Annotated in this window: 8 protein-coding genes and 1 pseudogene; 4 read left to right on the top strand and 5 right to left on the bottom strand. The window is 64.1% G+C overall.

Annotated elements, in window-relative coordinates:
* The first annotated feature begins 96 nt into the window (after positions 1-96).
* A complete protein-coding gene (locus WDS16_RS16685) occupies positions 97-4,053 on the top strand; it encodes a DNA-directed RNA polymerase subunit beta' (protein WP_338886339.1) in 3,957 nt (1,318 codons plus the stop codon).
* Between the two features lie 112 nt (positions 4,054-4,165).
* On the opposite strand, the gene WDS16_RS16680 is transcribed toward WDS16_RS16685, so the two are convergent.
* The 4 genes and pseudogenes from WDS16_RS16680 to WDS16_RS16665 form a co-directional block, all read right to left on the bottom strand.
* Positions 4,166-4,543: a hypothetical protein gene (locus WDS16_RS16680; RefSeq protein ID WP_422395680.1), complete on the bottom strand. Its 378-nt coding sequence runs from the start codon at positions 4,541-4,543 to the stop codon at positions 4,166-4,168.
* 200 nt (positions 4,544-4,743) lie between these two features.
* Positions 4,744-5,955 (bottom strand): IS4 family transposase, encoded by a 1,212-nt coding sequence (locus WDS16_RS16675; RefSeq protein ID WP_338886338.1) that lies wholly within the window; start codon positions 5,953-5,955, stop codon positions 4,744-4,746.
* Between the two features lie 44 nt (positions 5,956-5,999).
* Positions 6,000-7,094 (bottom strand): annotated as a pseudogene (locus tag WDS16_RS16670) (MFS transporter); the annotation flags it as partial.
* Between the two features lie 69 nt (positions 7,095-7,163).
* Positions 7,164-8,786: a GMC oxidoreductase gene (locus WDS16_RS16665; RefSeq protein ID WP_338886337.1), complete on the bottom strand. Its 1,623-nt coding sequence runs from the start codon at positions 8,784-8,786 to the stop codon at positions 7,164-7,166.
* A gap of 134 nt (positions 8,787-8,920) precedes the next feature.
* Between WDS16_RS16665 and WDS16_RS16660 the strand changes: the two genes are divergently transcribed.
* Positions 8,921-9,883: an endonuclease/exonuclease/phosphatase family protein gene (locus WDS16_RS16660; RefSeq protein WP_338886336.1), complete on the top strand. Its 963-nt coding sequence runs from the start codon at positions 8,921-8,923 to the stop codon at positions 9,881-9,883.
* On the opposite strand, the gene WDS16_RS16655 is transcribed toward WDS16_RS16660, so the two are convergent.
* A complete protein-coding gene (locus WDS16_RS16655) occupies positions 9,880-10,245 on the bottom strand; it encodes a VOC family protein (protein WP_338886335.1) in 366 nt (121 codons plus the stop codon). The two genes, WDS16_RS16660 and WDS16_RS16655, sit on opposite strands and share 4 nt — an antisense overlap.
* Positions 10,246-10,330: 85 nt before the next feature.
* Here WDS16_RS16655 and WDS16_RS16650 point away from each other — a divergent pair, with 85 nt between their 5' ends.
* Complete coding sequence (locus WDS16_RS16650; protein WP_422395679.1) at positions 10,331-11,335, top strand: MsnO8 family LLM class oxidoreductase; 1,005 nt, start codon at positions 10,331-10,333, stop codon at positions 11,333-11,335.
* Positions 11,336-11,459: 124 nt separating this feature from the next.
* Positions 11,460-11,663 (top strand): hypothetical protein, encoded by a 204-nt coding sequence (locus WDS16_RS16645; RefSeq protein WP_338886334.1) that lies wholly within the window; start codon positions 11,460-11,462, stop codon positions 11,661-11,663.
* The last annotated feature ends 43 nt before the right edge of the window (positions 11,664-11,706 follow it).

Here is an 11,706-nt window from a genome sequence, read left to right as displayed (position 1 = left end):
ATGGTCCGGAGGGCCTGCAGCGATGCAGGCCCTCCGGGCGATATTTCTTGTTTTTGATTCGGTATCACAACACCCATAACGGGGAAAGGAAGTTACGTGCTCGACGTCAACTTCTTCGATGAACTCCGCATTGGCCTTGCCACTGCAGACGACATCCGTCAGTGGTCCTACGGTGAGGTCAAGAAGCCGGAGACCATCAACTACCGCACGCTCAAGCCCGAGAAGGACGGCCTCTTCTGCGAGAAGATCTTCGGCCCCACTCGGGACTGGGAGTGCTACTGCGGTAAGTACAAGCGCGTCCGCTTCAAGGGCATCATCTGCGAGCGTTGCGGCGTCGAGGTCACTCGCGCCAAGGTTCGCCGTGAGCGCATGGGCCACATCGAACTGGCCGCACCCGTCACGCACATCTGGTACTTCAAGGGCGTCCCGTCACGCCTCGGATACCTGCTCGACCTGGCTCCGAAGGATCTCGAAAAGATCATCTACTTCGCTGCCTACGTCATCACCACCGTCGACGACGAGCTTCGCCACAACGAGCTCTCGACGCTGGAAGCCGAGATGGAGGTCGAGAAGAAGGCCGTCGCAGATCAGCGCGACGCTGACCTCGAGGCCCGTGCGCAGAAGCTCGAAGCCGACATCGCCGAGCTGGAGGCGGAGGGCGCCAAGTCCGACGTCCGCCGCAAGGTCAAGGACGGCGGCGAGCGCGAAATGCGTCAGCTCCGTGACCGCGCGCAGCGTGAGCTGGATCGTCTCGAAGAGATCTGGAACACCTTCACCAAGCTGTCGCCTAAGCAGCTCATCGTCGACGAGCTCATCTACCGTGAGCTCATCGATCGCTACGGCGAGTACTTCACCGGTGCCATGGGTGCCGAGTCGATCCAGAAGCTCATGCAGACCTTCGACGTCGACGCCGAAGCCGAGTCGCTCCGCGAGACCATTCGCAGCGGCAAGGGCCAGAAGAAGCTTCGTGCGCTCAAGCGACTCAAGGTCGTCGCCGCGTTCCAGGCCGGCCGCAACTCGCCGATGGGCATGGTTCTCGACGCTGTCCCGGTCATCCCACCGGAGCTTCGTCCGATGGTGCAGCTCGACGGTGGACGTTTCGCAACGTCCGACCTCAACGATCTGTACCGCCGCGTCATCAACCGCAACAACCGCCTCAAGCGACTGATCGACCTCGGTGCTCCCGAGATCATCGTCAACAACGAGAAGCGGATGCTGCAGGAGTCGGTCGACGCCTTGTTCGACAACGGCCGTCGTGGACGTCCGGTCACCGGACCGGGTAACCGTCCGCTGAAGTCGCTGTCCGACTTGCTCAAGGGCAAGCAGGGTCGCTTCCGTCAGAACCTCCTCGGAAAGCGCGTCGACTACTCGGGCCGTTCGGTCATCGTCGTCGGTCCGCAGCTCAAGCTGCACCAGTGCGGTCTGCCGAAGTTGATGGCTCTCGAGCTGTTCAAGCCGTTCGTGATGAAGCGTCTGGTGGATCTGAACCACGCGCAGAACATCAAGTCGGCCAAGCGCATGGTCGAGCGTCAGCGTCCGCAGGTGTGGGACGTTCTCGAAGAGGTCATCGCCGAGCACCCCGTGCTGCTGAACCGTGCACCTACCCTGCACCGGTTGGGCATCCAGGCGTTCGAGCCACAGCTCGTCGAGGGCAAGGCCATCCAGCTGCACCCGCTCGTGTGTGAGGCGTTCAACGCCGACTTCGACGGTGACCAGATGGCTGTCCACCTTCCGCTGTCGGCAGAGGCACAGGCCGAGGCACGCATCCTGATGCTGTCCTCGAACAACATCCTCTCGCCTGCTTCGGGTCGTCCGCTCGCCATGCCGCGTCTGGACATGGTCACGGGTCTGTTCCACCTGACTCGTCTCGACGACGGTGCCATCGGTGAACGTGCCGATGCCAAGACCGACGAGGCCGAGTTCGGTGCGTACTCCAGCCCGGCCGAGGCTCAGATGGCTGTCGATCGTGGTTCGCTCACCGTGCAGTCGCTCATTCGTGTGCGTCTGACGACTCAGCGTCCGCCGCTCGACGTCGAGGCCGAGCAGTTCCCGAACGGGTGGCGTCGCGGCGAAGCATGGACCGCTCAGACCACCCTCGGACGCGTCATCTTCAACGAGCTGCTCCCGGCGGACTACCCGTTCGTCAACGAGCAGATGCCGAAGAAGCGTCAGTCGACCATCATCAACGATCTCGCCGAGCGTTACCCGATGATCGTCGTCGCGCAGACCGTCGACAAGCTCAAGGATGCGGGCTTCTACTGGGCCACGCGTTCGGGCGTCACCATCTCGATCTCCGACGTCCTCGTGCCGCCGGAGAAGCCGCAGATCATGGAGACGTTCGAGGCTCAGGCCGATCAGATCGAGAAGAAGTACCAGCGTGGCGCACTCGACAAGGTCGAGCGCAATTCCGCGCTGGTCAAGATCTGGCAGGACGCGACCGAGCAGGTCGGTAAGGCCATGGAGGCACACTTCCCCGACGACAACCCAATCCCGATGATCGTGAAGTCCGGCGCAGCCGGAAACATGACTCAGGTGCGGTCGCTCGCCGGCATGAAGGGCCTGGTGACCAACCCGAAGGGTGAGTTCATCCCGCGTCCGATCAAGTCTTCCTTCAAGGAAGGCCTGACGGTCCTCGAGTACTTCATCAACACGCACGGTGCTCGTAAGGGTCTGGCCGACACGGCGCTTCGTACCGCCGACTCGGGCTACCTGACGCGTCGTCTCGTCGACGTCTCGCAGGATGTCATCGTTCGGGAGACCGACTGTGGCACCGAGCGCGGCATCGTCACGACCATCGCCGAGAAGCTCGCCGACGGCACGATGATTCGCGACGCACACGTCGAGACCAGTACTCGTGCACGCACGCTCGCAACGGATGCGGTCGACGCCAACGGCAACATCATCGTCGCCCGTGGACACGATGTCGGCGATCCCGCCATCGATGCCCTCATCGAGGCAGGCATCACCGAGGTCAAGGTCCGTTCGGTGCTCACCTGCACCACCGGCACCGGCGTCTGCGCTACCTGCTACGGCCGTTCGATGGCCACCGGCAAGCTCGTCGATATCGGCGAGGCCGTCGGTATCGTCGCGGCACAGTCGATCGGTGAGCCCGGAACTCAGCTCACCATGCGTACCTTCCACCAGGGTGGTGTCGCCGGAGATGACATCACCGGTGGTCTGCCTCGCGTGACGGAGCTGTTCGAGGCACGTGTGCCGAAGGGCAAGGCTCCCATCGCGGACGTGTCGGGACGCATCCAGCTCGAGGACGGCGATCGTTTCTACAAGATCACCATCATCCCGGACGACGGCGGTGAAGAGGTTGTCTACGACAAGCTCTCCAAGCGTCAGCGTCTGCGCGTCTTCAAGCACGACGACGGCACCGAGCGCCTCTTGGCGGACGGTGACCACGTCGAGGTCGGCCAGCAGCTCATGGAAGGTGCTGCCGATCCGCACGAGGTTCTGCGCGTGATGGGTCCTCGCCAGGTTCAGATCCACCTGGTCAACGAGGTCCAGGAGGTGTACCGCAGTCAGGGCGTGTCGATTCACGACAAGCACGTCGAGACGATCGTGCGCCAGATGCTCCGTCGTGTGACGATCATCGACTCCGGCTCCACCGAATTCCTGCCCGGTTCTCTGACCGAGCGCAGCGAGTTCGAGGCGTCGAACCGTCGCGTCGTCGCCGAAGGTGGTGAGCCCGCAGCCGGACGTCCGGTCCTGATGGGTATCACCAAGGCATCGCTGGCAACCGATTCGTGGCTGTCGGCAGCGTCCTTCCAGGAGACCACTCGTGTGCTCACCGATGCGGCTATCAACACCCGCAGCGACAAGCTCATCGGTCTCAAGGAGAACGTCATCATCGGTAAGCTCATCCCGGCTGGTACCGGCATCAACCGGTACCGGAACATCCAGGTGCAGCCCACCGAGGAGGCACGTGCCGCGGCGTACGCGGTGCCGTCGTACGACGATCAGTACTACAGCCCGGACGGCTTCGGCCAGAACACCGGTGCCGCAGTGCCGCTCGACGACTACGGTTTCTCGAACGAGTACCGCTGAGCGACGACAGTCGCAGTGGCACGGTTGAGTGTGCGTGAGCGCACTCAACCGCACCACTAGGGAAAGCCCCGCACCTACTTGGGTGCGGGGCTTTTTCGTGTTCCCGCGATTGTCATGTGTTCCCGCGATTGCAATCGGGCTCGCGGGAACCAAAGTCACTCGCGGGAACTGGGCTCAGACCTAGGGATGCGAGCTCGCCGCGCGCCGCCCGAGCCGCCACGGCAACTCCGACGATCGCGAGGGCGGCGAACGTGCCGAGCAGTAGCTGTGCCGAGTGTAGCGTCGAGGGCTCACCGATGTTCACCAGCACCCCCGCCAGAGCTGCGCCGAATGCGTTGGCTATCAGCTGAACTGTGTTGATGGCAGCCGATGCCCGTGCGCCCTCGCCAGGTTCGGCAACAGCAGTCATTGCACCGACCGCCAGGTGCGGCCAGGCGATGCCGATTCCGGCACCCGCGACAAGCAGTCCGACGATCCATGCGGCTAGCACCAATACCGTTCAGTTAGAGCCGTAGAATGGTGCAGTGCGGTGGTGTGATGGGTTGTGGATGGTGTTGGTGGTGGGCTCGTTTGGCTGCCCATTTGAAGATTTTGCGTTTGACAACGCGTGGGTTGGCTCGTAGTCGGCGTGCGGGATTGACTCGGCGTTGCAGCTTCTCGACAGCGTGGTCCCACAAACGGGTTATCGCTTTATGGTTGTGAGGGGGAAAAAGAGCTGTGCGAGAGCGATCTTCGCGTGATCCGGAGAGCTGCAACGAACGAGGTTCGGTCGGGGTCGTGTCCCCCTGCTCGCGCGGCGTCGACCATCAATGTTCGGATGGCGTAATGGCAGCACAAGTGTCCCCAGATCTCTTGGAGTACCAATGGCGGGGATTTCGACCGTAGGACTGCTCGTGCTCCGCGTTGATGGGTTTTCAGTTCGTCGAAGGTGTTCTCGATTTCCCAGCGTTGGGCGTAGGCGAGAGCCAGTTCTTCCGCCGGCGCCACGGTGTGGTCGAGGATCGTGGTCAGCAGCCGGTACTGCTCAGGGTTGCCTCGTCCGTCGTCGAGGGAGTAGTCGATCACCCGGACGGTCAGCGGTGTTCGATGCTGACGTCGGGCGCCGGAGGTGGGGATGATCGTTGCCAGCCAGGATCCGTCGTCGAGGGTCTCGACATGCTTCGGCGACAGTGTTGATTTGACGCGCCACAGCAGGTCCGCTCCGGACGCTGCGGCTCGGGTCCACATCTCGAAGCCATAGAAGCCGCGGTCGGCGAGCAGCAGCATGCCGGGCTCGAGTCGGTCGACGAGTTCACCTGCCAACTCTCGTTCCGAGGTCGTGCACCCGCCGACGGCGGCGTCGAAGAGGGCGTGGGTGCCGCATTCGGCGACCGCGACCAACCGTGCCTGCGGGTACGCGGACTGTTCCCCGCGACTGGACGGCGGTCTACCGAAATGCTCGACGTTGGCGGGCGTGTCGGCCAGGTCCAGGCAGGTGCCGTCGATGGCCACCATCCGACGCCCTGCAAGCCATGAACCGGGTGTGGCAGCGTCCGCCACCGGGCGAGCTATCCTCTGGAACAGCGCTTGAACCGGCTCCGAACCCAAGCGTGAACGAGCCTGAAAGATAGCTGATTTCGTTGGTGGCGCCCAAGATCGAGACCATCCCGAGGACCAGGACAACCCATCGGTGAGTTGCTCGAACACCTCCTCGTAGGACCCATCGGCATTCAGCGCCATACCGATCGCGAAATACGTTGTCACCCGCGCAGTCAAAGTCCGACTGCGCTGCTCTGTCCGGCCGCATTCCGCAATCACCGCATCCACCACATCCGGTGGGAACACCCTGGTCAACAACCCCACCGACACCAGATCCGACAACCGACGATCCGAGGCCGGTTTCACCCATCCGCTACGAGGCACACCCCATCATAACCGATGAAGCACTAACTGAACGGTATTGCGGCTAGCACACCGGCTCCCGCCTGATCGGTCAGAAATGCGGCCATGATTCCCAGCCCGGCGGCGACGAGAACCGGCCCGGCGATGACTATCCGCCGCACGACGCGTGGTGACGAGGCCGAGGCGCTGGGGATCTCACCCAGAGTCCACCCCAAAGCCAGAGCCGCACCGAGGAATCCGGCAGCGAGGGGCGCCAGTCCTGCGAGTCGTTGGCCGAACAGCGGAATGAACGTTTCGACGGTCGACGCAACGGCGAGCACGACAATCGTCAGGTACACCCACTTCAGCGAAGTCCGACCGAACGTCGACGGCGGGAGCACGCCATGATCCGATCGTCGGTCGGCTGCCACGAATGCGACCAGTAGTAGTACCGCTGCGACAACCATGGTCGCGGTGACGGCGAGATGGGACATGATTCCTGCGACGCTCACCAGCAGCGCTGCTGCGGTCAACAGCGCCAGCGAGAGAACCGGCACCGGGCTTCGGGTCGAGCTGCCGGCGGTATGCGCCGGAAGTGCACGGGGGACGAGGACACCCACCGCGATGGCAGCGATGACCAGCACGCCGAAAGCCAGTCTCCACGCGCCGAACTGAGCGAACACTCCACCGATCGCAGGCCCGGCGAACGTTCCGACACCCCACATTGCAGATACCAGCGCTGCACCGCGCGTCCAGAGATGTTTCGGGAGCGCGGCGTTGATGACGGCGTAGCCGAGACCGGCCAGCAGGCCACCTCCAGCGCCCTGAACAGTTCGGCCGACCAGGAGGAGTTCCATGGTCGGACTGACAGCGCAGACGACGGTGCCGAGCGCGAAGATCGTGAGTCCGATGAGGTAGGCCCCTCTCGGTCCGCGGGCAGCGAGGAGATTGCTGACCATCATCGAGGACACCACGGACGCGATGAGGAACACAGTCGCCGTCCACGCGTAGTAGCGTTCGCCGCCGATCTCCTCGATGGCGGTAGGTAGAAGACTGGTCGTGAGGTAGACGTTGGTCGCGTACAACGCGACCCCGCCTGCGAGAACCGTGGCGGTGCCGAGGTAGCGGCCGGTCAGCAGTTGTTGCCAGGTTCCTGCGGGAGAGTTGTTGGGGGAGTGCATGTCTACGAACGTAAAACCTCGAGTGCACTCCAGGTCAACCGAGGAACACGGTTCAGAGCAGGCGGACCGTCAGCGCCCGTCGGCGATCACCCGAGCCACGTTGCGCTCCGCGAGTGCCGTGATGGTCAGCGACGGGTTGACCGCGCCCGTACTCCCAGGGATCAATGCGCCGTCCATGACGTACAGACCGTCGTGACCCTTGACCCGGCCGTAGGAGTCGGTGACATCGCCGAGTACAGCGCCGCCGAGTGGATGCGCGGTGAAAGTATCGTCGACGTCACGGGTGAACGGTTCAGCAGACACGACGGTGCCCCCAGCCTCCGCCATTCGGTTCTGCACTGCGCGCAGCGCTTCCACGGTGTCACGACTGCCGCCCCGAGGCCAGGACAGCGTCATTCCGTCGCTCGCGGCGTCGTATCGGAAGTCCGCGCGTAACGGGTCGATGGTCATGCCGAGCGAGCCGAGGAATCCGAGATCCCATGGCACACCGGGGACGTACCAGTTCTCGACGGTGAGTGGAATGCTCGATTCGTCGACGATGCGCGAGGCGCACGGCGCTGCCTGCGGAACGCCCGCGGCAGGACCGAGCGAGCGCGTCATGGACGCATCGCCGTTGGTTCCCCAACCGCGGCCGACGAATTCGTTCAGATTCCCCAGCGCGCCGGTTGCCTGCGCACGCAGCAGAAGCTCCGTGGTGCCGATCGACCCGGCACCGAGGACGAGCTTGTCGCACGTCAGCGTCCTCGTCTCGAGGACGTTGCCTTCGGGATCGAGCCGCCGGACCTCGACGCGGTACCGACCGCCGGATTCCGAGCCGATCGAGGCCACCTCGTGGCTGTGGCACACAGTTGCACGGCCGGTGCCCTCGGCTTGTGGAATGTAGTTCTGCGTCAGGTCGTACTTGGCGCCGTTCGAATTTCCGAACGTGCTCGCCCCGACGATCGCCGACGGCCTGGAGCGCCCGGCGATCTCGTCGCGTACGACGTTCCAGTTCCAAGTTCCGTCGACCGCTTCCGGTTGGAAACCGGCGCGTCGGGCATGGTCGTCCCAGGTTCGTGAATGCGCGAAGTTCGGGCTGTCGTAGATATCGGCGGGCATCGTCGACGGCAGCAGCATCGACCGCGCCCTGGGGTACCAGGACGACGCCATCTCGGCGTAGTCGAGCCGACCGCCGAAGGACAGGTCGAAGAACCGCTTTTCGGGTGCGATGGTGACGCCGGTGTAGACGATCGATCCACCACCGACCGCTGCTGCGCGCCACACCGAGAGGTTTTCGAACCGGGTCGTGTCGAGTACGCCACCGAAACGGTCGACCGGCCCGACGGGCATGCCGGTGATGTTGGTGAACGAGTCCTGATGCCATAGGCCGCGCCCGTCCGCGGTCATGTCGGCCGTGAAGATCTCACGCCACGGATCACGCGGCCACCGGAGGCCGCGTTCGAGGATGGTGACCTGGCTACCGGCCTGGGCGAGTCGCAGAGCAGCTGCGCTGGCACCGAAGCCCGAGCCGATCACGATGACGGATGAATGATCGGGCGGGCGCGGAGGATCGGCGAACAGCTCGGGGACGAGTGAGCGGATCGAACCGACACCGATCGGTATCGCGCCTGCACGTCCGGCCGCGACGATGGGCGGTGCCGACAATCCGACCAGTCCTGCGGCTGCCAGCTGAAGCAGTTGCCTGCGTTTCACGTCTTGTCTGTCCCCTGCGCTCGATCCGACCCGAGAAGTGATTGTCCCTGTTCGTTCGGCGAAAAGCGACCGAACAGTAGCATGCGGTGAGATCTCCCAGACTCTCCTCAGATCGAGGTGGGAGACTACCCGAGATGATCATCGTTCTCGGCGCCGCTTTTGTGACGGCAGCACTATTGGCCGTGGTGGCGCACCTGGTGGATTCGAAACGTCAGGTCGTGCTCGTCGCCGGTGCACTCGCCCGTGTGCCGATGCTCGGTTCGATTCCGGGAGCAATTTTGTTGACCTTCGGCCTGGGGTGGACAGGAGCCGTGATCGGGGGTGGAGTGATTCTCGCGGCAGCCTGGACCCAGGCGCCGCTGAGGATTCGCCGGTTCCGGCGTCGACCGGCTTCGGGGACGCCGTTCACCGTCCTGCACGCGAACATCCTGCTCGGTCAGGCCGACACCGAGGCAATCATTGCTCTGCTGGACAAGCACGAACCCGATGTTCTGACGGTCGTCGAGCTGACCCCGCAGGCGCATCAGCGCCTTCTCGCCGCGGGTCTCCTCGACCGGTTGCCGGAGTCGTTCGTCAGTCCGGCGGCTGGAGGCAACGGCACGGGGATCTATTCGCGTCACCCGTTGTCGGATCTCGAGCGCCACGACGGCTATGTGACGGAACTGCTGTCAGCACGCGTCCACGTTCCCGGCGGGGCGTCACCTCTCGTGTTCGCGGCTCATCCCGTTCCGCCGTGGCCCCGCCGCCCCGAGGCGTGGGTGCGGGAGCTGGCCGCGATCGGGCAGATGCTCTCCAAGATCCCGGACGACGACGGCCCGGTCGTCGTTGCCGGCGATTTCAACGCCACCTACGACCACAAGCGATACCGCGACCTGTGTACCGACGGGTTTCGCGATGCCGCCATGGAGGTCGGGGCGGGGCATCTCGCGACCTATCACGCGGATTGGAAGCTCGCGTTCCCGCTGGCTACGCTCAGGCTCCCGCCGTTGATCGCGATCGACCACGTTCTCGTGCGCGGTGCGTCGGTGACCGAGGTGGGCGTAGTGGATCTGCCCGGATCCGATCATCGGGGCATCCGCTGCTCGCTCGTCCTCTAGCGCTGCGGGAGCTCCTGCACGGCCCACTTGTTTCCGTCGGGATCGGCGAAGAAGACGAACTTTCCCCAACCGAGGTCGACGACGGGTTCGATCTCGAGGCCGGCTGCGATGAGGTGGTTCCGGGCTTCCTCGGCGCTGTCGACGACAACCTGCATCCCCTCGACGCTGCCGGGGGCCGCGTCCGTGATGCCGGTTCCGACCGCGATCGAGCACGCCGATCCCGGCGGCGTCAGCTGGACGAAGCGAATTCCGTCCGCCGGACTCGCGTCGTGGTCGGCGTTGAATCCGATCCGGGTGTAGAAATCCTTGGCGCGATCCACGTCGGTGACGGGAATCATCACGAGTTCGAGCTTGATGTCCATGAGGTCCTCCTGTGTCGGGTAGAACAAGTCTGACGCCGATTGCGGACAGTTTCGGTCCTCGATCGCACGATCCGCACAAAGAAATATGCACGACGAGACGACGGTTGCGCTAGAGGTGATCCTGTCCCTGCTCGACCGGTCTCGAACCCGCGAAGGGTATTGCGATGGCGCTGCGCTCACCTCGACGATCGAGCGAGCGGTCAACGCCGAGAAGCTCGGTTATCACCGGTTCTGGGTCGCCGAGCATCACGGTGTTCCCGGCATTGCGAGCGGATCGCCTGCGGTTCTGCTCGCGGCGGTAGGTGCCCGGACGTCGAGCATGCGGATCGGATCGGGCGGTGTGATGCTGCCCAACTACCAGCCGTTCGTCGTCGCAGAACAGTTCGCGATGCTCGAGGCTCTGTATCCGGGGCGGGTCGACGTCGGCGTCGGTCGCTCGCTCGGATTCACCGAACCGGTACGGGCAGCTCTTCGCACCGGACGTGAGGAGTCCGACACCTTCGCTGACGATCTCGACGAACTGCGGAGCTACTTCGACGCGACGGCACCGGTGACGATTCGTCCCGCGGTTGCACCGCCGCCGATCTACGTCCTCGCAACAGGGCAAGGTCTCAGCGTCGCGGCCGAGGCCGGCCTGCCCGTGGTCGTTGGAGGCCCGATCCTGGCGAGCGACGGTTCGGCGCTCGAGGACTATCGACGTCACTACCGACCTACCGATCGGAACCCAGACCCTCGCGTCATCGTTTCGCTCGACATCACCGTCGCCGAGACCGCCGAACGCGCGCGCACCCTGGCTATCCCCGAGGCGTGGGCGATGGCCCAGTCGCGGCGGACCGGTGAATTCCCACCCCTGACGGACCCGTCGCAGATCGACCTGGGCGCTGCACCTGCGCGCACCCGTGAGCGCGTCGAAAGGTCCCTCGCATCCGCAGTTCTCGGAACTCCCGACGAGGTGGCTGATCAGCTGGAGAAGCTCATCGCTCGTACCGATCCGGACGAGATCCTGGCATCGACGTCGACGTACGACCGAAAAGCCTTGTTCGACGCCGATGCCCAGCTCATTCAGCTCGCACGCTCGCTGTCCAGGTGAGCCATGGAATGTCTGCATTGCGTACGCCAGGGTGGTGTCGGGCCTGCTCGGAGTCCCCGGCATAGGGCAGATGCGCGCTACTGTGGAGTGAGGCAGAGGTAAGCGGACTCACGAAAGGCGCACCATGGCTGGAAAGAAGCTCGACCGGGTTCACGCACAGTCCGCGCTCGAAACCGTCCGGGAGAACCCCGCGATCGCTCTCATCGCTGCAGCGCCGGCTCTTGTCGTCTTCGCAGTGGTCTGGTGGCTCGCAGGATTCGGTACAGCGCTGTTGCTGCTCATCGCGCTCGGCGTCGTCGGATTTGTCGTCGCGAAGATCCGTAGCTAAACCCCTCCCTAGTGACCGAATGATCCGTAGCTAAACCCCTCCC

The sequence above is a fragment of the Rhodococcus sovatensis genome, assembly GCF_037327425.1.
Lineage (GTDB): Bacteria > Actinomycetota > Actinomycetes > Mycobacteriales > Mycobacteriaceae > Rhodococcoides > Rhodococcoides sovatense.
The sequence above is the reverse complement of the archived record's forward strand: the minus strand, read 5'-3'. Positions and strand labels throughout refer to the sequence as shown.